This is a genomic window from Prevotella sp. MA2016 (genome assembly GCF_000619825.1).
In the GTDB taxonomy this organism is placed as follows: domain Bacteria; phylum Bacteroidota; class Bacteroidia; order Bacteroidales; family Bacteroidaceae; genus Prevotella.
This window is the reverse complement of sequence record NZ_JHUW01000011.1, coordinates 1-24,077: the sequence shown is the minus strand read 5'-3', so window position 1 is coordinate 24,077 and position 24,077 is coordinate 1. Positions and strand designations below refer to the sequence as shown.

The following is a 24,077-nucleotide window of genomic DNA, read 5'->3' as shown; positions in this document are numbered from 1 at the left end:
AGAACAATCATGAAACCACTCATTATTTATCAAAAATTGACAGAGGATAAAATCGAGACGTTTATTCAGATGCGAATTAATCAGCTTCTTGAAGAGGGAGCTACTGGAGATATCGATCTTGCTCCAGCATTGAGGGACTATTTCGTTAAGAATAAGAATTTTATGCAATGCTCGTTGTGTGGGAAAGATGTGTAAAAACTTTCTAGCTGGCTAAGAAAAAGTTGTTTTATTTCTTGCGGTGGATGAGGCGTTTATAGCCTTCTACGCCTAGTATGGTTAGGCCGCCGTATTGGCAGGTTTTGGCCAGGCCGAATAGGATGGTCCATAAAATGCCCTTTGCCGTGACGCTGATGGGTAATAGCATCTGGGCAAAGGACATGATGTAGAACGGTATGCAACTGAGCAGTACGATGACACCTGTACGAAACGACAGCGATTGCAACCACTGTTTGAGTTTTCTGAACTTCTGTGTCACCGTTTCTTTCATATGCTATTTTCCGTATTTTTCAATCAGGGCGCGCAGGGTAGATCCGTGATGACCTTCTTGCTTGGCAAAGATCTCCATCTCGTCGGCAGCCTCATTCAGACCGGCTGCACGGAATGCTTGTGCAAACTGGTTTACCTGCTCTTCGCCTTTCTCCTCACCTGCAGCAAAATTCTCTGCTATCTTCCAGATATCGGCGTTATACTTGCCAATGAGGGTGGCATAGAATCCAGCATGTACTGCCTCCTGATTGGCCATTTCGATAAATGTGTTGGATACCTCTTCTGGATAACCCTGCTCCTTGGCCATGCGGGCCAGCGCATAATAGGTCATCACTCCTGCGGCTTCAGCCTTAGCGGCACCGTCGCATAATTTCTCAAAATCTGTTCCTTTTGTAAGTCCGTAAATCATATTGTTATTTTTGTTATGCGGATGCAAAGGTACTTAGAAAACCTTATATCGCAAGCGATTAAAGAGCAACTTTAAAGATGTTTAACAATAAATCGCATGCGATATGTTGTATCTCGGAATTGCACGGATTAAGATTTAATCTTCTTCGGCAGACGTACGCAGAATGATGCTGGTGGCGCCGAGGGTGAAGAGGGTACCATCGGTGATAACACGGCGCTCTTTAGGAGTGAGCTCTACGTTATCAATAAAGGTGCCGGTATTGCTGTTGTTATCTTTCAGGGTGTAGCGCAGGCCGCCTTTCTTGTCGCGACTGACGGTGATGGTGCAGTGGTTCAAATCTACACTGGGATCTACAGTCTCAAAAGCGGTGTTGGCAGGATTGCCTTTCTGATAACGACCTATCACGTTATCACCCATGCGGAGGGGGATAACCTGTTTGTAATGGAATACGTTTTCGATAACTACGATAGAGCCGCATTCTGAGTTGAGAGTTGAGAGTTGAGAGTTGAGAGTTTTGTTTTCCTCTTTTTGTGTCTCACGCAGTTTGCTCACACCGATTCGGATGCCAAACTCCTTGCCGCAGTCGGGGCACTTGAATACTAACGACTGACCAGCCTCGTACTTGGTCTCGTCGAAAGTGATATACTGTTCACATTTGGGGCAGCGTACTCTTTTCATTAGTGCTTCTCGTTATATTTGTAAACCCACGACTCGGCCAGATCATCTTCCTTGGTAATTTTCTGGAGCTGCTTGTAAGCATCTGCCTGGTTGTCAAATTGGCCGTACACGATGCGGGTTACATTGTTGTGTACATATATCTCAGCGCCCTTGTAACCGCGCTCTGATAGTTTGTCGATAAAAATCTCTGCATTCTTCTTGTTGACATGACTGGCCAGCACGATGCAATAGCCCTCGTGAGCTGCCGGCTTCAGAGCCACTGGCTTCACTATCTCGGCAGGCTTCTCTGGTTTGATGCTGTCGCGAATAGCCTCTGGCTTGGTAGAGTCGGCGTTATGCACATCCTTGCGCTTAAAAGCAATAGCGCTGGTATTGGTGTCTTGTGAGGTCATCATGCCAAGCAACAGCTGGTTGTTCAGGTTGTTGATGGTGCTCCTCATGAGCTCGGTCTTGCCTGTAGGCATGGCTACAAAGAACACAGCCAGCAGGATGGCGGCTACGGCTACAGCATTGCGAATCCATGAGAATTTGATGCGAACCACATCGGTGTCGTCCTCGCTGATGTCAACCAGATTCTGCTGCAGAACGCTGTTCACCTCTGATTCAACCTTGGGTTCGGGCTTCATCTCTACAACCTTGGCTGCAGGCGCCTCTTCAACCTCAGGCTGGGTGGCAACCTTTATCAGCGGCATCTCGAACGAGTTCAGACCATACAGGCTTGGTGTAAGGATACCAGCCTCGCAAGGAGTAAACACATAGTTGCCATCCTCGTTCAGCTCTAATATTCCTATATTATTAAGCTCGTATCTGCCTTCGTTCTGCAGGTGCTGTGTCAGCTCGTTCACTTCGTCCTCAATGCGCTGAATGGCCTCGGGGTAGCTGATGTCGTAAGCTTCAATATACGACTGGGCCAGCAACGAATCGTTTATCTTGAGTTGAGGGTTAAATCCTAATGTACGGAGAGGGGGGAGGAAAGCTTGTTCGTCTTCCTCGTATCTTGCTTCAATATGGTGCGCCATGAAGCCACCCAGATTGGGCACAATCACGCAGTCATTGTGAAGCAACAGTATTTCAATATGTCTATCTAATTCAATCACGGCTGCAAAATTACTGCAAAAAATCGACATAAACAAATAAAAGAAACTTAAAATGCTTGGGAAATTAAAAATTTAATGTACCTTTGCACAAAAATTAGTAGTTAACAGATATGAATATTGCTATTGTTGGAACTGGATATGTAGGTTTAGTATCTGGTACATGTTTCGCCGATACCGGTGCAAATGTGACATGTGTGGATGTAGATGAAAAGAAAATAGAACGCCTGAAGAACGGTGAAATTCCCATCTACGAGCCTGGATTGGACGAGTTGGTGAAGAAGAATGTGGCTGCAGGCCGCTTGAAGTTTACTACCGACTTGGCTTCGGTGCTGGATGATGTGGAGATTGTGTTCTCTGCTGTGGGAACGCCCCCTGATGAGGATGGATCGGCCGACTTGAAGTACGTGCTGCAGGTGGCTAAGACCATCGGACAGAACCTGAAGAAGTATGTGGTTGTGGTAACCAAGAGTACCGTGCCTGTTGGTACTGCCAAAAAGGTGCGTAAGGCTATCGAAGACGAGCTGCAGAAGCGTGGCGTGGATATTGATTTTGATGTGGCCTCTAACCCTGAGTTTCTGAAAGAGGGTAATGCCATCAAGGACTTTATGAGTCCCGACCGCGTGGTGGTAGGTGTAGAGAGCGAAAAAGCTAAGAAGACCCTTACCAAACTCTACAAGCCTTTCCTTATCAACAACTTCCGTGTTATCTTTATGGATATCCCATCGGCTGAGATGACCAAGTATGCTGCCAACTCGATGCTGGCTACACGCATCTCATTTATGAATGATATTGCCAACCTCTGCGAGCGTGTTGGTGCCGATGTGAATATGGTACGCGCAGGTATCGGTAGTGATACACGTATCGGTCGTAAGTTCCTCTATGCTGGTTGCGGCTATGGTGGCTCTTGTTTCCCCAAGGATGTGAAGGCGCTCATTAAGACTGCCGACCAGAATGGTTACTCGATGGAGGTGCTCAAGGCTGTGGAGCGTGTGAATGAGAAGCAGAAGAGCGTGCTCTTTGAGAAACTGGTGAAGGCTTTCGGCAGCGTGGAGGCTCTGAAGGGTAAGACCATCGCCATGTGGGGACTGTCGTTCAAGCCTGAGACTGATGATATGCGCGAATCTACAGCGCTGGTGATGATAGCCAAGTTGCTTGAGGCTGGATGTAACGTACGTGTTTACGACCCAATCGCTATGGATGAGTGTAAGCGTCGTATTGGCGAAACGGTGACCTATTGCCGCGATATGTATGATGTGGTGCTGGATGCCGATGCCCTGCTGCTGCTCACAGAGTGGAAGGAGTTCCGTCTGCCAGGATGGGGTGTTATCAAGAAGGCTATGAAGCGTCCGCTGGTTATCGATGGTAGAAACATCTTCGATAGCGAGGAGCTCGATGAGAATGGCTTTGAGTATCATTGCATAGGTAAATAAATGAAGAAGATTTTAACGATATCAATGCTGATGGTTGTTCTGGTGGCATGTCGCCAGAACAACTCATCATCGTTGCTCGACGATAAGGAGGCCAAGGAGATGCTCCAGGGTGTATGGGTAGATGAGGAGAGTGGCGACGTGTCGTTCCGTGTAAGCGGCGATACGCTCTACTTTGCTGATGCTACTAGCATGCCTACCTACTTCCGCATCTCTGGTGACTCGCTTTATCTGGCATCGGGCACGGCATATAGTATCGTTAAGCGTACTGAGCACCTCTTCTGGATCAACAATCAGAATGGCGACTTGCTGAAGTTGCAGAAGAGTGACGAGGATACGGAGATAGAACAAGGTTCGCCAAGCGTGCTCACATACACGCATCAGGTGAAAATAGATTCGGTAGTGACATATAATAACCGTCGCTACCATTGGTATATCGCTATCAATCCCACCAAGTATAAAGTCACGAAGCGTTCATATAACGACGACGGACTGGAGGTGGAAAACGTGTATTACGATAACATCATGAACGTGAGTGTTTTTGATGGTGCACGAAAGCTTTTTTCGAGCGATTTCCGTAAGCAGCAGTATCAGGGTTTAGTGCCTGCTGCTTTTCTGGATGAAGCTATACTGGCCAATATGGAGTTCAACCATATTGATAAGGAAGGCTTGCATTTTAACGCCACCCTTTGTATCCCTGATGGCGCTACCTGTTATATGGTAGAGTCAACCATCAGTTATACGGGGGCATTGTCGATGCAGTTGTTAGAGTATTAAGCTTTCTCTTCCAACCAGGCATCAAGCAGCATTCTTGCAATAGATAATTTTTCGGGGATAGTAGGCAGGTTGTCTTTGCGAAACCAGCCGCCCTTGGCTATCTCGCTGGCTTGCAGGTGAATGTCGCCTGATACATAGTCGGCGTTAAAACCTACCATCAGTCCGCAAGGGTAGGGCCAGGGTTGTGAACCAAAGTAGCGTATGTTTGTAATCTTAACGCCTGTCTCCTCGAATGCTTCGCGGGCTACGGCCTCTTCGAGTGTTTCGCCAGTCTCAACAAAACCGGCTACCAGGCCATAAAAATCGGTGCGGAAATTCTTGGCTCGAACCAGCAGCACCTCGTCGCCTTTGTGTATCAGCACGATAACTGCTGTGGCCAGTTGTGGCCATATCTCCTTGCCGCACTCTGTGCATTTTTTCGAGATCTCAGTATCCATTCGCATAGGAGCACCGCACACGCCACAATACTTGGTGTTGGCATCCCAGTATTGCAGCTCCTTGCACTTGCCGGCCGTCTGATACAGCTTGTTGTCAAGTTTATAGTAGCTCTGGCGCAAGCCGCACATCTCGTAGCGTGGGTCGTCGGTGATAGGGCTGTCTATCTTATACGTTTTTACCTCAATGCCATCCAGCGGGGTTACTGTCATCACGTTAGTCCAAGGTTTTACCTCGGTTGGTGGCTCTTCCTGAAAGGGGATGGTATAACCGCCATCTTCGGTCTTTTCTAGTAATAAGTCTTCTTTGCAGAATACAAAATAGTGTTGTTTCATTTTCCAAACAGTTGCTTACGGTCTCTCTCGAGAGCAGGTTTTACCCATGCCTCGGGCACGAATTTCCAGTTGTTATTCTTTTGTGGGTCGATAATGCCCAAACGTTTAATCTCTTCTGTCAGATAGTGGCGCTGGTCCAGTTCGGTATGGAAGAGCACGCGGCTCTCGAGTGAATCCTGTGGGATGCCTGCGCCGCGGGTCAGCAGTTCGCCACCACCATTGGCGCGATAGCTGTTCATCACTACCTTATACCATTTTTTCTCGTCGAATGGCTCACCGTTCGACATGCGCAGAATCCTAACTTTCTGTCCGTCGGGCTTGGTCACATCCACTTCGTAGTCGATACCGCAAGCTGAGTCGAAATTAAAGGTGTAGTATTGGAATCCTGTACGCTGCTGGTCTTCCTTTGAATCATCGTTCAAGCGCAGCGCGTGGTCGTTGGGCGATGTCATAGTGTTACACCACATATCGTACGAGAACTCCAGGTGTTTTCTGATTTCCTCGCCAGTCATCTTGAGTACAAACAGCAGGTTCTCAAAGCGATACAGCTTAAACATATCGGCCTGTGTAACCTCGCCGGCATCAATGGTGGTATCGAATGCCAAGGGGGCGTTGAATGAGATATCGGCTTTCGAGATGCTCATCTGCAGATTGTGAATCAGGTCGGTAAAAGCCGAATTGCCAAAGAAACTCTCGCGGGTGTAGATAGGATTCTTGAAGTAGCCTATCTTCTGACTGACGTATTCCTTAACCTCATCGATGGTTGGCTGGAAGTGCTTTATCATCTGCTTGTCAATCATCTCGTCGCGCACGTTCACAATATTGCCGATAATGTCTTTCTTGGTCAGTTTACCATCCTGGTAAGTCAGCTTAATCTCGGCCTCGGCCACATTGTTTACGTAGCAAGAGGGGTCGATACACAGCACTTTTTCGCCTGCTTTGTTAGTAATCCACATGTTGTGCACCTGATGGTCGTGACCAAAGAAGATGATGTCGAATCCTGGCACCTCGCGAGCTACCGATTCGGTCGCATCTTCCTCGTACTCGGCGGTTTTGATACCACCGCTCAGACCAGCATGGAACAGACCGAAAATCAGGTCGGGCTTTTCTGTCTCCTTCACATATTTCACCCATTTCTTGGCGCAGGCTGTCATCTCCTCAAACTCCATGCCTTTCCAAATCGACTTGTTAAGCCAGTGGGGGATGGCGGGGGTAATCATGCCGATAACCACTATCTTCACACCATCTTTATAATGTACTGAGTATGGTTTCAGTCCTGAATAAATATGATGAGGATTGGCCTCGGCATTCTTGTATTCCTCTTTCACAATGTTGGCACCCAGAAGTGGGCAGCGCACCTCGCGAATCCATTTGTCATACACCTTATGGCCAGGCTCAATGTCGTGGTTGCCCACAGTCTCTGCGTCATATTTCATATAGTTGATGACCGATGCGGCGATGTTCTCATCCTCGGGCATCACATAGTTCGACCAATACACGCAAGGCTGACCTTGCAGGATGTCGCCATTGTCAATCAGCAGAAAATGGTCGTCGCCATACTTCTTGCGCTGCTTCTTGATATAAGTGTTGGCACGCGAAAGGGTACCCTTGATGGGTCTTTGCTCCATAAAATCGTAGGGGAAGAAATGACCATGTACGTCGCTAGTTTCTATGACCTTGATTTTCACGGTCTTATTGCGTTGTGCTTCCATGGGTGATACAAATATGAAAGCCGATATCAGTCCGATTATAATCTTTTTCATTTTTCCTGTTTTTGTAAATTTGGTGCAAAAATACACAAAAAGCCTGATACTTCCAAATTTTATTTATTTTTTTTGAAGACGGTTTGGCATATTTTTTGCTGTCTGATTATCAAAAATAGGAGGATTTTGATTATGGCATTTATTGATTATTACAAGATTTTAGGCGTAGATAAAACAATTGCGCAGAAGGATGTGAAGAAGGCTTATCTGAAGCGTGCCAAGCAGTTTCATCCTGATTTGCATCCCGACGATCCCAAAGCCCAGGCTAAGTTCCAGGCTTTGCAGGAGGCTTATGATGTGATTGGCGACCCTGAGAAGCGTAAAAAATACGACCAGTATGGTGAGCGTTGGCGCGAGGCTGAGCAGTTCCAAGGCTTTGGCGGTGGCGCACAGGGTGGTGGTAATCCGTTTGGTGGTTTCGACTTCAGCAACTTCCAGGGCGGAGGTGGCTTCTCGTCGTTCTTCGAAGATCTGTTCGGACGCAAAGGTCGCCAAGGTGGAGGCTTCGGCGGCTTCCAAGGTTTTGGTGGCAGTAGGCAGGCACGAACCCATAGTGGTGAGATGAATGCTAATGTTACAATAGATCTTTACACCGCCATGCTGGGTGGTGAGGTGATTGTAACCCTGTCGAACGGTCAGAAACTGAAGCTGAAGATAAAACCAGAAACGCAGCCAGGCACTAAGGTCCGACTGCGTGGTAAGGGGTATGATAGGGGAGATGGCACCTTTGGCGATCTCATCATTACCTACCAAGTAAAACTTCCGACAAATCTTACAGAGCGACAGAAGGATCTTCTACGCCAGATGCTTCAGTAGAAATTCTTCGGCACGCGTCAGGTCCTCAGGGGTGTCGATACCAACCGTTTCGATATCGGTCAGGCCCACACGGATGCGATAGCCGTTCTGCAACCAACGTAATTGCTCCAAGCTCTCTGCTTTCTCCAGACTGCTTTGGGGCAATTTTGTTACCTCAGCCAATACTTCGCGGCGATAAGCGTAGATACCTAAGTGCTTCAGGAAAGGATACTGGCCAAACCACTCGTTGCGCTCTACACCTCTGATAAATGGGATTACGCTGCGACTGAAATAGAGAGCAAATCCGCGATTGTCGGTTACAATCTTTGGCGAGTTGGGATTCTCTACAGCCTCGATAGATTCAAACAGTTTGCCTAATGTGCCAATCTGTGTCTCTGGGGCATCAAACAGGTGCATCAAGGTTTCAATCTGCTTGGGCTGGATGAAAGGTTCGTCGCCCTGCACATTGATAATCACATCAGCATCCGAACCAATCTTTTCTGCTGCTTCCTCAATACGATCAGTACCACTCTTGTGGTCGGCACGTGTCATGACTGCCTTTCCGCCAAACGCTGTTACGGCGCCAAAAATACGATCGTCGTCGGTAGCAACATATACTTCGTCGAGCACGCTCTTCACCTGCTCATACACTCTCTGAATCACTGTTTTTCCGCCCAGTATTGCAAGCGGCTTGCCCGGATATCTCGTTGAAGCATAACGGGCAGGAATAATAGCCATAAACTTCATAATGGGTGCAAAATTACGAATAAGTGAGAAGAAAACCAAATTTTAAAAGTGAAAAATTATATTAATAATAGGTGAGTAATTTGCGCACCTCGATTATTTTATTTAAATTTGCACACTAAAACAAGGATAGTATTGCAAATGAATATAAACAAACTTTCGATTATAGCACTCACATTGTTTCTGCCTTTTACTGCAGATGCACAGAAAATAACACTTGGCTCGGCTACCACTAAAGATGGTGGTGAGTATCAGGGCGAGATGGTAATGGGAAAACCTAATGGTAAAGGTAAGGCCGTGTATAAGAACGGTAATTTTTACGAGGGTGAATATGTAAAAGGTAAGCGTCAGGGCTTCGGCATCTTTTCTTTTTTTGATGGCGAGAAATATGAGGGCGAGTGGTTTCAAGACCAGCAGCATGGCAAGGGTACTTATTATTTTGCCAACAACAACCGTTACGATGGTCTTTGGTTCCGCGATTATCAGCAGGGCCATGGTGTGATGTACTATTACAATGGCGATAAGTATGATGGCGAGTGGCGACAGGACAAGCGTTCGGGCTTTGGTACCTACACCTTTGCCAGCGGTGCTTTCTATCGTGGCGAGTGGCTCAATGATAAAAAGAACGGTAAAGGCCTGTACGACTGGGGCGACGGCTCGATTTATGATGGCGATTGGAAAGACAATATGCGCTCTGGTAAGGGCACATTCAAGTATGCCGGTGGCGACGTGTATGTGGGTCCTTGGGCCGACGACGAGATGAACGGACGCGGCATCTATAAGTTCCAGAATGGTGACGTTTACGAGGGCGACTATGTGCGTGGAGAGCGCACTGGTCAGGGCATCTTCCGTTATGCCAATGGCGATGTCTATACTGGCCAGTTTATCCAAGGTGACAAGCAGGGTCAGGGCACACTGGTGTGGCAGAATGGCGACACTTACGTGGGTCAGTGGAAGGCCGACAAGCAGGAAGGTCGCGGCAAACTTACAAAGAAGTGTGGCGACACTGTAGAAGGCACCTTTAAGGCCGGTCAGCCCAATGGCGAGTGCATCGCGCGTTTTGCTGATGGCTCTAAGTTCAAGGGTGTCTTCAAAAACGGCAAGCGCAATGGTGCTGCTATTGAGGAGGATAAGGATGGCAACCGCTTTGAAGGAACCTATATCGACGATGTGCGCGATGGCAATTTTGTAGAAAGAGACCGCAATGGTAAGGTGACTGCTCAAGGCACTTATACACGTGGACATAGACAATTAAAATAACAAAGAACTTAAATATTATCTGATTATGATTATTGATACAATTGAGAATCTTGGCAAATATGTAGCACTTAATCCGCTGTTTGCCGATGTCGTAGCGTTTTTGAAAGACAATGACCTCCAGACTATGGAGGGTGGAAAATATCCCATCAAGGATGGCTTGTTTATGAATCTTCAGGTGGCCAAGCAGCGCACCAAGGATACTGCTGTTCTTGAAACTCATGTAGAGATGATAGATATTCAGCTGCCGCTCACTTGCGACGAAACCTTCGGCTACACACCTCTGTGCGATCTGCCCGAGTTTGAGTATAATGCTGAAAAGGATATCACCAAGTATGGCGAAACCAAGGCTCAGACCTACGTTACTGTTAAGCCCGGACAGTTCGCTATCTTCTTCCCACAGGATGGACATGCACCCTGTATCCTTGATGAGCCCGAGGTGAAAAAGGCCATCTTCAAGGTGAAAAAATAAAAGAATAAAAAATAAAAGAATAAAAGATATCAACTATGGCAACTAAGAAAAAAACTACACCTGCTCAGGCTGAGCATATCGGTTTGGTGCGCAATGATTCGTGGTTGGAGCCTTTTGAGGCAGCTATTCGTGGCAGGCACGATCACGCAGTATGGAAACTGAACCAGTTAACCCGTAATGGTAAGAAAAGTCTGAGCGACTTTGCTTCGGGGCATCTTTACTTTGGTCTGCATAAGTTGGCCAAGGGATGGGTGTTTCGTGAGTGGGCGCCCAATGCTACCGATATCTATCTGATTGGCGATTTCAATAATTGGCAGGAGAACGAGAAATATCGTTGCAAGCGCATTGCTGGCACAAACAACTGGGAGCTCAAGCTCAGCGAGAAAGCCATGAAGCATGGCCAGCTCTATAAGATGAAGGTCAAGTGGAATGGGGGAGAAGGTGAGCGTATCCCTGCTTGGGCACGCCGTGTGGTGCAGGATGAAAACACCAAGATATTCTCTGCTCAGGTATGGAATCCCGACCAGCCTTATGTGTTTAAGAAGAAGAGCTTCAAGCCCAAGAAGAACCCTCTGCTCATCTATGAGTGCCATGTAGGTATGGGACAGGATGCCGAGAAGGTGGGCACCTATAAGGAGTTTAAGGACAATGTGCTGCCGCGCATCATCAAGGATGGCTATAACTGCATTCAGGTGATGGCTATTCAGGAGCATCCTTACTATGGCTCGTTTGGCTATCATGTATCGTCGTTCTTTGCTCCCAGCAGCCGTTTCGGCACCCCCGAGGAGCTGAAGGAACTCATCGATACTGCCCACAAGAATGGAGTGGCTGTTATCATGGATATCGTTCACTCGCATGCTGTGAAGAACGAGATAGAGGGTCTTGGCAATCTGGCTGGCGACCCCAACCAGTATTTCTATCCAGGCGAGCGTCATGAGCATCCCGCATGGGATTCACTCTGCTTCGACTATGGCAAGGACGAGGTGCTGCATTTCCTGTTGTCTAACTGTCGCTACTGGCTCGAGGAGTTTAAGTTTGATGGCTTCCGCTTTGATGGAGTCACCTCTATGCTTTACTACTCGCACGGACTGGGTGAGGCATTTGGTGGATATGGCGATTACTTTAATGGTCATGAGGATGATAATGCCATCTGCTATCTCACACTGGCCAACAAGCTCATCCACGAGGTGAACCCAGCTGCCATCACTATCGCTGAAGAGGTGAGTGGTATGCCAGGATTGGCTGCCAAGTTTGAGGATGGTGGTTATGGATTCGATTATCGCATGGCGATGAATATCCCCGACTACTGGATTAAGACGATTAAAGAAGTGCGCGACGAGGATATCAATGTGTGCAGTATCTTCTGGGAGGTGAAAAACAGGCGTCCTGATGAGAAGACCATCTCGTACTGCGAGAGTCACGACCAGGCCCTGGTGGGTGATAAGACCATCATCTTCCGCTTGATTGATGCTGATATGTATTGGCATTTCGCCAAGAAAGACGTCAACGATATTGCCCAGCGTGGTATCGCACTCCATAAGATGATTCGCTTGGTTACGATTGGCGCCATCAATGGTGGCTATCTGAACTTCATGGGAAATGAGTTTGGACATCCAGAATGGATTGACTTCCCTCGCGAAGGAAACGGATGGAGTTATAAGTACGCACGCCGTCAGTGGAGTCTGGTTGATGATAAGGATTTGTGCTATCATTGGTTGGGCGACTTCGATCGCGAGATGATAAAGACCATCAAGAGTGTGCGCAACTTCCAGAACACCCCTGTGGTGGAGATATGGCATAACGATGCCGATCAGGTGCTGTGCTTCAGACGTGGTGATCTGGTGTTCGTGTTCAACTTCTCACCCACACGCAGTTATACCGACTATGGTTTCCTCGTGCCCACAGGTCAGTATAAGGTGGTGCTCAACACCGATTCGAAAGATTTTGGCGGCAATGGCTTTGCCGACGATACTGTTACCCACTTCACCAACTACGATCCCCTTTATGTGCAGGATCATAAGGAGTGGCTCAAACTCTATATACCGGCTCGCTCAGCCGTTGTGTTGAAGAAAATTTAAAATATGAACTATCGTAAAAAGAAACATACTGGTAGCGCCATGGTCATCCGCATCGTGTGCGCTATCGTTTTTATCCTCTTCTCTTGGTGCTGGTTGTTCTTCTTTCAGAGCGACCTGCTCACTATGGGGCAGCATGTGTTGAGTCATGGTCTTACCCACTACAATCGTTTTGTAGGTGCGTTGGTCATCACCGCTCTGCTCTATCTGCTACAGCATCTTGTGCATAAGTTTACGCATCTCGACAAGAGTTTCTATGCACTCAGCTTCTTCCCGTCGATGTTGGTGCTGGGTGTGCTCACCGATATTGTTCCAGATTCTGATGGTGGCATCACGCGCCAGTTCCCTTGGTGGCTTGTATTCCTTTACGTTGTGTTGTGGAGTGGGGGCATCTTCTTGGCACATAAGTTTCAGGAGATTGATGATGATCCCCATCCTCATGTCTTCTCGCGCTCCATGTGGGTCAACCTGCTTTTCATGTCTGGTCTGATGATGATGACTGCTGGCATCGGAAATACTGATGCAGTATTCCATTATCGCATGCGGGCGGAGCACTGCTTGCTTGAAGGTGATGTGGATGGTGCGCTGGCAGCAGGGCGCAAGTCGCTGGAGACAGACAAGCATCTGGTGATGCTGCGTATGGCGGCATTGGCGCGTCAGGATGCGCTGGGCGAGCGCCTCTTCGAGTATAAGCTCTGTGGCAATAGCAAGAGTATCCTGCCAACAGACGGGCAGTCCACCTTATTATTATATCCGGCTGACAGCATCTATAAGTTCCTGGGCGCTGTGCCTGCCTATCCGATGGAGCCCATGCATTATCTGCAACTGGTGCAGCATCATGTGCTGTGTAAGGATACCGTTCCAAGTAAGGTGGTGGCCGATTATCAGTTGTCGGGCTATCTGATAGACAAGCAGATTGATGCCTTTGCCAAAGAGATTGGTAAGTATTACCAACTGAACGACAGTCTGCCCAAGCACTATCGCGAGGCTATGGTGCTCTATACCCATCTGCGTGCTCGTCCTGTGGCCGTGTATCAGAACACGGTGCTGGATGAAGACTATGCTAACTTCCGCGACCTGCGCAAACAGTATCCTAACAAGATGGAACAGAAGGGTAAGGTTATGGATCAGTATTTCGGCACCTATTGGTATTATTATTTTTACGAATAAAAAAGAAACTCTCACCAGTTACGGTGAGAGTTTTTCTTTTCTATTTATTTGTAGAGATAACGCTTGATACTCTTCTTAGGCGTTTTCTCAAATTCTTCTTCGTGAATTTCTATTTCTGAGATTTTCTCGTAGGCAGGAATCATTTCATTCAGTCCGTTACGGTTCTGCTCCATGATGTTCTTCAGATCCTCTTCTGAGAAGCCCATGTTGTTGGCCTCGTCCATATCAGGATGAACCAGTGCCACCAGCTTGTTGTCGCGCTGCACCACGATACTCTCAACCACCATTGTCATCGAGTTCAGTTTGTCCTCAATTTCCTCTGGATAGATGTTCTGACCATTAGGACCCAGCAGCATGTTCTTCGAACGTCCGTTGATAAACACATTGCCGTCGGCATCCATTGTGCCCAGGTCGCCTGTGTGGTACCAGCCGTCGCGGTCGATGGTCTCAGCTGTAGCTTCAGGGTTCTTATAGTATCCCAGCATCACGTTTGGACCCTTGGTGAGAATCTCACCAGGAATGCGCTGTGGGTCGGGAGATACGATTTTCACCTCCTGATGCAGGGCAGCGCGTCCGCATGATCCTGGCGCAAAGGTGTGCCAGTCGCGATAGCAGATGATTGGTGCACACTCAGTAGCACCATATCCCACAGTGTAGGGGAAGTCGATGCGCTTCAGGAAATGCTCCACCTCCTGATTCAGAGCAGCACCACCGATGATCACCTCGTACATATTTCCACCAAAAGCCTTGAGCACTTCCTGACAGATCATCTCGCGTACCTTCTTTGATATTACGGGCATCTGCAGCAGCAGGCGCATGCGGTTGTTCTGTATCTTTGGGAACACCTTCTTGCGGATAATCTTCTCGATGATGAGAGGTACGGCGATGACGATACGTGGACGAATCTCTGCCAGCGCCTGAGCGATGATGGCGGGAGATGGCACACGGTTGAGGTAGTGCACATGGCAGCCATGCAGGAATTCGAAGATAAACTCGAAGGCCATGCCGTACATGTGTGCCATAGGCAGCATCGAAATCACCTTATCACCTGATTTGATGGTGTTACCCAATACGTCCATTGCAAAGTCGTAGTTCGACCACAAGGCGCGATAAGGAATCATCACACCCTTAGAGAAGCCCGTAGTACCGCTGGTGTAGTTGATAACAGCCAGCTCTTCGGGGCTTTGCTCCAAGTAGTAGCTTACGTGCTCCTTGCGGAAGTATTTGGGGAATTTCTTTCCATAGAGTTCGTTCAGATGTTCGCGTGCATAAGTAAGCTTGTCGGTACGTGAAATCATCAGCGAATAGTCGGGGTTGTTGATAATACCCTCGAGTGTTGGCATGGCTTGGGGATCGATAATTGTAGCCACGTGGTCGCCTACAAAAAGCAGTCGTGCTTCAGAGTGGTTCACGATGTTGTGTACCTGCTCGGCATTAAACTCGTGAAGGATGGGCACTGCTACGGCGCCGTAGGTGAGCGTGGCCAGGAAAGCCACTGCCCATTGTGATGAGTTGCGTCCGCAAAGGGCAATCTTGTCGCCCTTCTTGATACCGCTGTTCTCGAAAAGGATATGCAACTTTTCGATTTTTCTGGCTACGTCATGAAACTGCAGTGTCTGACCCTTAAAGTCGGTCAGCGCGTCGCGATCCCAATTGTCAGTAATACTCTTTTGTATAAGAGCGTTAAAACTAGGTATATGTTCCATAAGCGAATTAGTTATTCTTATAAAGATAACGTTTGATACTCTTCTTTGGTGTCTTGGCAAACTCCTCATCGCGCAGTTCGATAGCCGAGATGCGGCTGTATGCAGGAAGCTGATTGTTCAGTTCCTGTCTGTTCTGCTCCATGATGTGCTCCAGCTCTTCCTGACTGAAGCTTACCACCTCGTCCTTGTCGGGGTGTACCAAAGCCACCAGTTTATCGCCACGCTGAATCACCAGGCTCTCAGATACCATAGCCATCGTGTTCAACTTGTCTTCTATTTCTTCTGGATATATGTTCTGTCCGTTAGCACCCAGCAGCATGTTCTTCGAACGTCCGCGGATAAAGATATGTCCGCTTGGCAGCATGGTGCCCAGGTCGCCTGTGTGATACCAGCCGTCGGCATCGATAGCTTCGCGGGTGGCCTCTTCGTTCAGATAGTAGCCCTGCATCAGGTTGGTGCCTCGGGTCACAATCTCGCCAGGGATGTTCACTGGGTCTGAGCTCAGAATCTTCACCTCCATGCGATCTACAGGCTGTCCGCACGAACCGCCGATAAAGTCCTTGTAGTCGCAATAAGAGATCAGTGGGGCACACTCAGTGGTTCCATAACCCACGGTGATGGGGAATCCGATAGAGAGCAGGAACTCCTCCACCTCCTTTGAGAGGGCAGCACCACCTACGATCACTTCGTAGAGGTTGCCACCAAAGGCATTGTAAACCTCGTGGCAGATGCGCTGCTTCACCTTCTTGCTCACCACAGGCATGTTGAGCAGTAGGCGCATACGGTTGTTCTGTATCTTTGGGAATACCTTCTTGCGGATAATCTTTTCGATGATGAGTGGCACGGTGATGATAATCGCTGGCTTCACGGTAGCAAACGCCTCGGCGATGATGGCCGGACTTGGCAGACGGGTCAGGAAGAAGAGATGACAGCCGTTGCTGAAGCCAAATAAGAACTCGATGGCCATACCATACATGTGGGCCATAGGCAGAATGCTCAGCATGTTGTCGCCAGGCTTCACCTCGCGACCCAGCACGCGGACGATATACTCTACGTTACCCCAAAGTGCACGATAGGGCAGCATTACGCCTTTTGAGAATCCTGTGGTACCACTGGTATAGTTGATGAGTGCCAACTCTTCGGCAGTGTCTTCATGGTAGTGTACATGTTCTGCGCGGAAAGCTTTTGGAAACTTGCTGCCAAACATCATGTTGAGATGTTCGCGCGCATAAGTAATCTTCTCTGAACGCGACACGTAGAGTGAGAAGTCGGGCAGGTTGAAGATAGCCTCAAGCGCTGGCATGGCTTCGGCATCGATGGTCTTCACTGCAAAATCACCAATAAAGAGCAGGCGTGAACCTGAGTGATTCACAATATTCTGAATCTGCTCGCCATTAAACTCATGGAGGATAGGTACGGCTACGGCGCCATAAGTGAGAGTGGCCAGAAAGGCTACAGCCCAATGCGCTGAGTTACGGCCGCAGATGGCAATCTTGTCACCTTTTACTACGCCACTGTTCTCGAATAATATGTGTAATTTTTCTATTTTACGAGCCACATCGTGATACTGAAGTGTAATGCCCTGATAGTCAGTAAGAGCATCCTGATTCCAGTTATCTATTATAGCTTTCTGCAATATTGCATTAAAACTGCTAAATTGTTCCATTAAAACTGCACAAATTTTGAAATTTTGTGCAAAGGTAATGCATTTTTTGCACAATACCAAATGTTTTTGTGCAATTTTTTAAAAAATTACTCGTATCTCATAGATTTCGCTGGGTGGATGTGCGAAATCAGGTAGCTTGGGGCTATAAGAACAAATATACAGATGATGAGTGTGGCTATGTTGATGAGTGCCACCAAAGGGAGATTTAGCTCCATGGGTGCTTCACTCACATAATACGTCTGTGGGTCGAGTGTGATAAAACCTGTATGCTGTTGTAGCAGCACGATGCCCAAGCCAGCGATGTTGCCCCACAGCAGACCTTGGCCGATGATGAATACTGAGAACCACAGGAAAGTGTGGCGAACAGCTTTGTTGCGCGCACCTAAGGCTTTGAGTATGCCTATCATCTGTGTGCGTTCCAATATGATGATGAGCAGACCGCTAATCATTGTGAATCCGGCCACGCAAACCATCAGTATCAGGATAATCCATACGTTGATGTCGAGCAGTTCCAGCCAAGAGAACACCTGTGGGTAGAGCTCGTAGATGGTTTCAGAAGTGAGCGAGTTGCCCTCCTCGTCGCCAGTGCGGTTGATGCGGGTTACGAACTCGTCGGCCGTCTCGTTCAGTCGACTGAAATCCTTCGCGATGACCTCTATACCAGTGGCCTGTTTGTCAGTCCATCCATTCAGTTTGTTGGCCGTATGCAAATCAGTAAAACACAGCGTCTCGTCGAAGCGCGTCATGTTGGTCTGATAGATGCCGCTGATGGTGAATCGGCGGGTGCGTACGTCCTGATTGTCGATGAAATATCCATAGATTTTGTCGCCATCCTTTAGCTTTAGCTTGTCGGCTATCATCTTGGAAACCAGTAAGTTATACTTACTTGTTTTGGCGCTGAATGAAGAGATGCTGCCTGCTATCAGATGCTTGCTCAGAAAGGTGGTATCATACTCTTCGGCGATGCCCTTGATGGCGATACCTAAGAAATCCTCATCTGTTTTCAGGATGCCCTGCGCCATACTGAATCGCTCAGCATGAGCCACACCAGGCACGCGGTTGATGGCCTTCATCAGACTGTCGTCGGCACAGATGGGGTGAGGGGTAGAGCCGCTATAATTCAAGATGTTGTGAACTTGGATATGACTGCCGAATCCCACCACCTTGTCGCGGATGGTATGCTTAAAACCAAGCACCACACTTACCGTTACTATCATAACAGCCAGTCCGATAGCCACACCAATGGTAGCTATACGAATAGCGGGGCGACTCACTTTGCGTTTGTCGCCCTGATCACTATATATTCTCTTAGCTATGTATAACGGTAAATTCAATTCTTGATACTTTTAATCCTCGTCTACGCGGCCTGGGTATTGCTCAAGTGCTTTGCGCAGCACTACGAGGGCACGCTCAAGGTCTTTCTTCTGTAATACGTAGGCTATTCGCACCTGATTGATGCCAGCACCAGGCGTGGTGTAGAAACCAGCGGCAGGCGCCATCATCACAGTCTCGCCTTCGTATTCGAACTCCGACAGGCACCAGCGGCAGAACTTCTCAGCGTCGTCTACTGGCAACTTGGCCACTGTGTAGAAGGCACCCATAGGTATGGGTGAATATACGCCAGGAATACGGTTCAGTCCGTCGATCAGGCATTTACGGCGTTCCACATACTCATCATATACGTCGCGATAGTACTCCTCAGGCGCGTCGAGCGAAGCCTCGGCCACAATCTGTCCGATGAGAGGAGGAGAGAGGCGAGCCTGACAGAACTTCATGACAGCCTTACGCACCTCAGCATTCTTGGTGATCAGCGCGCCAATGCGGATACCACACTCAGAATAGCGCTTAGAAACAGAGTCGATAAGAATCACGTTCTGCTCGATACCCTCCAGATGACAAGCTGAGATGTAAGGTGAACCCGTATAGATATATTCGCGATACACCTCGTCGGAGAAGAGATACAAGTCGTACTTCTTCACCAAGTCGCGAATCTGGTTCATCTCGCGGCGTGTATAGAGATAACCCGTTGGGTTGTTGGGGTTACATATCATAATAGCGCGTGTGCGCTCATTGATCAATTCTTCGAATTTCTCTACCTTTGGCAGTGAGAAACCCTCTTCGATGGTAGTGGCAATAGTGCGGATCTTGGCACCAGCCGAGATAGCAAACGCCATGTAGTTGGCATAAGCAGGCTCTGGCACGATGATCTCATCGCCAGGGTTCAGGCAGCTCAGGAATGCAAACAGTACCGCCTCACTACCACCACTGGTAATAATGATATCGTCGGCTGTTACGTTGATGTTGTATTTGGCGTAATAGCTGACCAACTTTTCGCGATAGCTCTGGTATCCCTGTGAGGGTGAATATTCCAGGATGCTACGGTCTATCTGTTTTAATGCGTCAAGACCAACCTGCGGTGTAGGCAGATCGGGCTGACCTATGTTTAGATGGTACACCTTTGTACCTCTTTTCTTTGCGGCTGCTGCGAGTGGAGCGAGTTTTCTGATTGGCGACTCGGGCATCTCCAGTCCGCGAACTGATATCTCTGGCATCTTTGTAATTTACAGTTTAACAATTTACCATTTAAATATTTGCGGTGCAAAGGTACTAAAATAATTTTAAAACGTGCTTTTTTTCGATTTATTTGTTTACTTTTGCAGCAAATTTGTGAGCAAACAATGAATTTCGAAGAATTATTAGAGACGCGCGACGTCAGGAAAACCACGAAAGTAAGGCTTCCCTATGGCTACTTCTATAAGCGGCTGATAGAGGGTCGTTACTCTAATTTTGTGGAGTTTCATGATGAGGTGGCTGACCATGTGGCCTTCAGCAACTGTGTGCGTACAGAGGCTGCCGACATGGAGAAGATTGCGAATAAGCACCAGCTGCACTTTGTGCCCAACGAGGGCGACGGCGGTGTGTATGCCATCGCTGTGGAGGTGGGCAATTTTGTGACCTTCGAACAGTTGCTTAACGAGAATCCTGCTGTGGTGGCACGCGAGGATTTTGCCAACAACACGCTGCGCGACCTGGCCGACCTGACCGAACAGCTCAATGAGAAGGGCGTGTATCACGTGTGCTTCGCCCCTTGCAATGTGCTGGCACGTAAGAACGATGCCACAGTGCGCTTGCTGTGTCACGGTTCTTTCTACGCCAAACTGGATCAGGAGACGCTCTATGATGGGGTGGAAGACTATGTGGCGCCCGAAGTGCTGGCTGGAGGCGAGATAGATGCCCGTGCCGATGTGTATTCGCTGGCCAAGTTTGTGGTGTGGCTCTATCATTCTTCAGGACTGCCCTTAGAGTGGCGTCTGGTCATCAGCAAGGCTACGGCTCAGGATCCTGCCAGTCGCTATCAGTCGGTGCGCGAGTTTCATCAAGCCCTCATCAATCGTAAGGGCATGCGCCGTACGGCCACTGTGGGTTTTGCCGCTGTTGCCATAGCGCTGGCCATTGTGGGCGGTTATTTCTATATGCTGCCACAACCTGAGGATATAGAATACGTGAAACCAGTAGAAGAGCCCATCCCCGACGAGATGCTCGACGAAGAGAATCTGCTGTATGGGCTTGGTGCTGATGCCGACTCGGCCACCATCGCCAATATCGTGGCCAAGCAGATGCGTGCCAAAGACTCTATCGCCATCGACGATAAAGAGATGAAAGCCTATCAGGCTAAGGCAGAGCAGATATTCCGCAAGCAGTTTACCAAAGAGGCCGACCGAATTCTTTCGAAGGTATATAATAATGAGAAGATGAATCTCTCGGAGAAAGATTTTATGGCCCGCAGTCGCTCGATGACCCAGGAACTGGCTAAGGTAGAGGAGGAGTTGGCCAAGCGTTCCAATCTGGGCAGCGGTCGCTCACAGCGTATAGCAAGTCAGATTATAGACCAGCTAACCACCAAGAAGATGGAGGCGCTGGACAAAGATTATATAGGTATTAAGAAGAATAAAACAGAAAAGAAATGAGAAGTAGAACAGCAATGTGGTTTGAATGCAAGATCCGTTATGAGAAGGTAACAGAAGACGGCTTGCAGAAGAAGGTAAATGAGAGTTATGTAGTAGATGCGCTCAGCTTTAGCGAGGCTGAGACACGTATCACCGAAGAGATGTCGTCATATATCAGTGGAGAGTTTGAGGTGGCCGATATCAAGAAAGCAGCATATAAGGAAGTATTCTTTACCGATGATAATATTGCAGATAAGTGGTACAAGGCAAAGCTTCAGTTTATCACCATCGATGAGAAGACAGAGAAGGAGAAGCGCTCAACCGTTAACTATCTGGTGCAGGCCGGCTCTATGAATGGTGCCATGAAGAACATCGACGAGGTGATGGGTGGCACAATGATCGACTATGTAGTATCTTCAGTGGCCGAGACAACCCTGATGGATGTCTATGAGTACGGTAAGAAGAACGATAAGCCCGAATACGAGCAGCAGTAAAAAAACGCTACGATGATGGATTACGACGTTAAATCCAATCTGCACGAAGTGCTCAATACTTTGCCACAAGGTGTCCGCCTTGTGGCTATCTCTAAGTATCACCCCAACGAGTATATCGAGGCTGCCTATGAGGAAGGTCAGCGTGTGTTTGGTGAGAGTCATGAGCAGGAGTTGCGCCTGAAGCATCAGTCGCTACCCCAGGATATAGAGTGGCATTTTATCGGCCACCTGCAAACCAACAAGGTGAAGTATATCGCTCCCTATGTGACAATGATTGAGGCTGTTGACTCACTCAAGCTGTTGCGCGAGATCAATAAGCAGGCTGAGAAATGCGGTCGCACCATCAAAGTGCTGCTCGAGCTGCACATAGCCGAAGAATCCACCAAATACGGCCTCACTCTCGATGCTTGTCGCGAGCTGTTGGCAGCAGGCGAGTGGCGCGAGCTGCATCATGTACAGATATGTGGCTTGATGATGATGGCCTCGTTTGTAGATGATGCCGCCCAGATCAGGCGCGAGATGCAATCAGCCCGTGATTTCTTCGACGAGGTGAAAGCGCAGTATTTTGCTGCTGACGACGCTTTCTGCGAGCGCTCATGGGGTATGAGCGATGATTATCCCATCGCTCTGGAGACTGGTTCCACCATGATTCGTGTGGGAACTAAGATTTTTGGTCCCCGCGTTTATTAAAATAGTATTGATCGCGCTTGCGTGTGCGTTCGCCACAGTTGATGGCGTGCACAGGGCAGTAATGATAGCAAGCTAAACATGAGGTGCACCGTCCGTTGTGAATCCACTCGGGCGGTGTTCCTTGTATATTATCCACAGGGCACACCTTCTGGCACTTGCCACACTTGATACACACGTCGGCATCAACGGTAAACTTCTTGTCGTTCACCATCTTGGCATTGAAATAGCCACCTATCACGTAAGAGTAGAGTCGGGGAGTGGCGCCCTTCACCAGTTCTACTACGCCTTCCTTTTGCGCGCGTATTGTATTTATAATATGTGGCAGCTGCTGGCGCGCTTGGGCTATCTTGCTCAACTCCTTCTCCACAGGGTCGGTCTTCATGAAGGGCAGACAGATATAGGTCTCAGGCATGATGACAGCAAACTGCGTGGTGGCCGCCAGTCCAATCGTGGCCAAGTCCTTATTGAGTATCGTCATCGCCTCGCCCATGTTGTCGCCACAGGTGGTTATTGCCCAGCAATAATTATTGGAAATGGAAGATGGAAAATTGAAGATTATTTTTTTGATAAAATCGCGTACGATTTTGGGGGGCTGCCAGCCGTGGGTGGGGAAACAGAAACCTATCGTTTCGCCCTCTTTCAGTTCATACTCATACGCCCCTTGGCGGATGGCGTCGGGGATATTTATCAATGATTCGCCGATGGCCTCGCTGATTTGCTGTGCCACCCATTTTGTGTTGCCTGTACCTGAAAAATAGAATATCATGCTGCAAAAGTAAGCATTAAATGCCCAAATTTGTTAGATTTAAACTTTATTAACGGACAGCGATGCAATATTTCGCACATATGTGCATTTAATGAAGTAGAATAATCAATGTAATTCTAAACAAATAAAAAGGAAAGCAAAAATGAAAGTAATGAAACTATTCTCTGTAGCATGCTGCGTGGCAGCTATGAGTTTGACATCTTGTATTGGTGATGACAGCAGCGATTACAAGCCATTGACCAAGAACGACATCGCCATGTGCCTGAATGCAGTTCGTGGCACCCATCAGGGCAAGTGTATCTATCTGGCTCCAACAGCCAAGGACATCAACAACACCGACTCAGTAGATATCAGCTGGACCATCACTACTGATAGCACCATGACCATCCACGACTTCCCAGTAAAGCTGTTGGCGCAGAATATCGACAGCATCAGTGGCAAGGAGGTGAGAAATGCCCTTCTGAATGCTGGCGAGAGCGACATTGAGTGCTATATCGGTTTTACAGCTCTTTCGCCCGTACAGTGGCTCATCAACCCCAAGAGCCCTGAGATTAACATCACCACCAGCGATGGCAATCACAAAATCCAGATTGCTTTCTGGGGCAATCACAGCTATTCAAGCGGTGCCTATAGCACTACCACCAAGGAGATGAGTATGGAAATTATCGAGGGCCGTATCTTCATGGACGGTAAAACCACCTCATATCTTACCAAGGATACACCTTTCTTGTTTAGAAAGAATAAGTAAGATTTGGTATAAAAAGTAAATATTTATTTTGTCCTGTGCGATGCGTGATGTGACCCCGAAAAGTTGGACATTAAATTAAACGTTAATTATTTATCTCTCTATAGTAGTGAGCTCGGTATATAGCCGGGCTCATTCCTTTT

24 protein-coding genes are annotated in these 24,077 nt (G+C 48.1%); 12 read left to right on the top strand and 12 right to left on the bottom strand.

Annotated elements, in window-relative coordinates:
* Window positions 1-9 precede the first annotated feature (9 nt).
* Window positions 10-195 (top strand): hypothetical protein, encoded by a 186-nt coding sequence (locus tag T360_RS16370; RefSeq protein ID WP_197019294.1) that lies wholly within the window; start codon window positions 10-12, stop codon window positions 193-195.
* 31 nt (window positions 196-226) lie between these two features.
* Here T360_RS16370 and T360_RS0108800 read toward each other — a convergent pair whose 3' ends face one another.
* The 4 genes from T360_RS0108800 to T360_RS0108785 all read right to left on the bottom strand — a co-directional run bounded on the left by T360_RS0108800 (window position 227) and on the right by T360_RS0108785 (window position 2,670).
* A complete protein-coding gene (locus T360_RS0108800; RefSeq protein WP_028912455.1) occupies window positions 227-487 on the bottom strand; it encodes a hypothetical protein in 261 nt (86 codons plus the stop codon).
* A gap of 3 nt (window positions 488-490) precedes the next feature.
* Window positions 491-895, bottom strand: coding sequence for a ferritin family protein (locus tag T360_RS0108795; RefSeq protein ID WP_028912454.1), 405 nt, complete (start codon window positions 893-895; stop codon window positions 491-493).
* 135 nt (window positions 896-1,030) lie between these two features.
* Window positions 1,031-1,573 carry an FHA domain-containing protein gene (locus T360_RS0108790; protein ID WP_028912453.1) on the bottom strand — a complete coding sequence of 181 codons (543 nt, stop codon included), beginning with the start codon at window positions 1,571-1,573 and terminating at the stop codon, window positions 1,031-1,033.
* Window positions 1,573-2,670 (bottom strand): SPOR domain-containing protein, encoded by a 1,098-nt coding sequence (locus T360_RS0108785; protein ID WP_051523480.1) that lies wholly within the window; start codon window positions 2,668-2,670, stop codon window positions 1,573-1,575. Before T360_RS0108785 ends, T360_RS0108790 begins: the two co-directional genes overlap by 1 nt.
* Before the next feature lie 110 nt (window positions 2,671-2,780).
* Here T360_RS0108785 and T360_RS0108780 point away from each other — a divergent pair, with 110 nt between their 5' ends.
* A complete protein-coding gene (locus T360_RS0108780) occupies window positions 2,781-4,100 on the top strand; it encodes a UDP-glucose/GDP-mannose dehydrogenase family protein (protein ID WP_028912451.1) in 1,320 nt (439 codons plus the stop codon).
* Complete coding sequence (locus T360_RS0108775) at window positions 4,101-4,874, top strand: DUF4738 domain-containing protein (RefSeq protein ID WP_028912450.1); 774 nt, start codon at window positions 4,101-4,103, stop codon at window positions 4,872-4,874.
* Here T360_RS0108775 and nudC read toward each other — a convergent pair.
* Both nudC and T360_RS0108765 read right to left on the bottom strand, forming a co-directional pair.
* Complete coding sequence (gene nudC / locus T360_RS0108770; protein ID WP_028912449.1) at window positions 4,871-5,644, bottom strand: NAD(+) diphosphatase; 774 nt, start codon at window positions 5,642-5,644, stop codon at window positions 4,871-4,873. The two genes, T360_RS0108775 and nudC, sit on opposite strands and share 4 nt — an antisense overlap.
* Window positions 5,641-7,407: a bifunctional UDP-sugar hydrolase/5'-nucleotidase gene (locus T360_RS0108765; RefSeq protein WP_028912448.1), complete on the bottom strand. Its 1,767-nt coding sequence runs from the start codon at window positions 7,405-7,407 to the stop codon at window positions 5,641-5,643. The genes nudC and T360_RS0108765 overlap by 4 nt, the downstream gene beginning before the upstream one ends.
* Window positions 7,408-7,539: 132 nt before the next feature.
* Between T360_RS0108765 and T360_RS0108760 the strand changes: the two genes are divergently transcribed.
* Window positions 7,540-8,223: a DnaJ domain-containing protein gene (locus T360_RS0108760; RefSeq protein ID WP_028912447.1), complete on the top strand. Its 684-nt coding sequence runs from the start codon at window positions 7,540-7,542 to the stop codon at window positions 8,221-8,223.
* Here T360_RS0108760 and kdsB read toward each other — a convergent pair.
* Window positions 8,203-8,949 (bottom strand): 3-deoxy-manno-octulosonate cytidylyltransferase, encoded by a 747-nt coding sequence (kdsB, locus tag T360_RS0108755; protein ID WP_028912446.1) that lies wholly within the window; start codon window positions 8,947-8,949, stop codon window positions 8,203-8,205. The genes T360_RS0108760 and kdsB overlap by 21 nt on opposite strands.
* Before the next feature lie 138 nt (window positions 8,950-9,087).
* Here kdsB and T360_RS0108750 point away from each other — a divergent pair, with 138 nt between their 5' ends.
* The 4 genes from T360_RS0108750 to T360_RS0108735 are packed head-to-tail and all read left to right on the top strand — an operon-like array spanning window position 9,088 to window position 13,920.
* Window positions 9,088-10,206 (top strand): phosphatidylinositol-4-phosphate 5-kinase, encoded by a 1,119-nt coding sequence (locus T360_RS0108750; RefSeq protein ID WP_028912445.1) that lies wholly within the window; start codon window positions 9,088-9,090, stop codon window positions 10,204-10,206.
* Window positions 10,207-10,231: 25 nt separating this feature from the next.
* Window positions 10,232-10,675: a YhcH/YjgK/YiaL family protein gene (locus tag T360_RS0108745; RefSeq protein ID WP_028912444.1), complete on the top strand. Its 444-nt coding sequence runs from the start codon at window positions 10,232-10,234 to the stop codon at window positions 10,673-10,675.
* Window positions 10,676-10,710: 35 nt separating this feature from the next.
* Window positions 10,711-12,753 carry an alpha amylase C-terminal domain-containing protein gene (locus T360_RS0108740; RefSeq protein ID WP_036929298.1) on the top strand — a complete coding sequence of 681 codons (2,043 nt, stop codon included), beginning with the start codon at window positions 10,711-10,713 and terminating at the stop codon, window positions 12,751-12,753.
* Window positions 12,754-12,756: 3 nt separating this feature from the next.
* On the top strand, window positions 12,757-13,920 hold the full coding sequence (locus T360_RS0108735) for a DUF6057 family protein (RefSeq protein WP_051523478.1): 1,164 nt from the start codon (window positions 12,757-12,759) through the stop codon (window positions 13,918-13,920).
* 44 nt (window positions 13,921-13,964) lie between these two features.
* On the opposite strand, the gene T360_RS0108730 is transcribed toward T360_RS0108735, so the two are convergent.
* From T360_RS0108730 to T360_RS0108715, 4 genes are all read right to left on the bottom strand, one after another.
* Window positions 13,965-15,626 carry an AMP-binding protein gene (locus T360_RS0108730; RefSeq protein ID WP_028912441.1) on the bottom strand — a complete coding sequence of 554 codons (1,662 nt, stop codon included), beginning with the start codon at window positions 15,624-15,626 and terminating at the stop codon, window positions 13,965-13,967.
* Window positions 15,627-15,633: 7 nt separating this feature from the next.
* Window positions 15,634-17,292: an AMP-binding protein gene (locus T360_RS0108725; protein WP_028912440.1), complete on the bottom strand. Its 1,659-nt coding sequence runs from the start codon at window positions 17,290-17,292 to the stop codon at window positions 15,634-15,636.
* 86 nt (window positions 17,293-17,378) lie between these two features.
* Window positions 17,379-18,626 carry an ABC transporter permease gene (locus T360_RS0108720; RefSeq protein WP_028912439.1) on the bottom strand — a complete coding sequence of 416 codons (1,248 nt, stop codon included), beginning with the start codon at window positions 18,624-18,626 and terminating at the stop codon, window positions 17,379-17,381.
* Window positions 18,627-18,638: 12 nt separating this feature from the next.
* On the bottom strand, window positions 18,639-19,844 hold the full coding sequence (locus tag T360_RS0108715; protein WP_028912438.1) for a pyridoxal phosphate-dependent aminotransferase: 1,206 nt from the start codon (window positions 19,842-19,844) through the stop codon (window positions 18,639-18,641).
* A gap of 126 nt (window positions 19,845-19,970) precedes the next feature.
* On the opposite strand from T360_RS0108715, the gene T360_RS0108710 reads away from it, so the two are divergent.
* Genes T360_RS0108710 through T360_RS0108700 form a run of 3 tightly spaced genes read left to right on the top strand, consistent with a single transcriptional unit; the run spans window position 19,971 to window position 22,423 of the window.
* On the top strand, window positions 19,971-21,260 hold the full coding sequence (locus T360_RS0108710) for a hypothetical protein (RefSeq protein WP_028912437.1): 1,290 nt from the start codon (window positions 19,971-19,973) through the stop codon (window positions 21,258-21,260).
* The gene (locus tag T360_RS0108705; protein WP_028912436.1) at window positions 21,257-21,733 is read left to right on the top strand and encodes a DUF4494 domain-containing protein; all 477 of its coding nucleotides are present in this window, start codon (window positions 21,257-21,259) and stop codon (window positions 21,731-21,733) included. The genes T360_RS0108710 and T360_RS0108705 overlap by 4 nt, the downstream gene beginning before the upstream one ends.
* A 15-nt stretch (window positions 21,734-21,748) precedes the next feature.
* Entirely contained in the window at window positions 21,749-22,423 is a 675-nt protein-coding gene (locus T360_RS0108700) for a YggS family pyridoxal phosphate-dependent enzyme (protein ID WP_028912435.1), read from the top strand.
* Here the strand turns inward: T360_RS0108700 and T360_RS0108695 are convergent.
* Window positions 22,395-23,189 (bottom strand): EFR1 family ferrodoxin, encoded by a 795-nt coding sequence (locus T360_RS0108695; protein WP_028912434.1) that lies wholly within the window; start codon window positions 23,187-23,189, stop codon window positions 22,395-22,397. The genes T360_RS0108700 and T360_RS0108695 overlap by 29 nt on opposite strands.
* Window positions 23,190-23,331: 142 nt before the next feature.
* Between T360_RS0108695 and T360_RS0108690 the strand changes: the two genes are divergently transcribed.
* Window positions 23,332-23,937 (top strand): DUF4840 domain-containing protein, encoded by a 606-nt coding sequence (locus T360_RS0108690; protein WP_028912433.1) that lies wholly within the window; start codon window positions 23,332-23,334, stop codon window positions 23,935-23,937.
* Window positions 23,938-24,077: the final 140 nt, after the last annotated feature.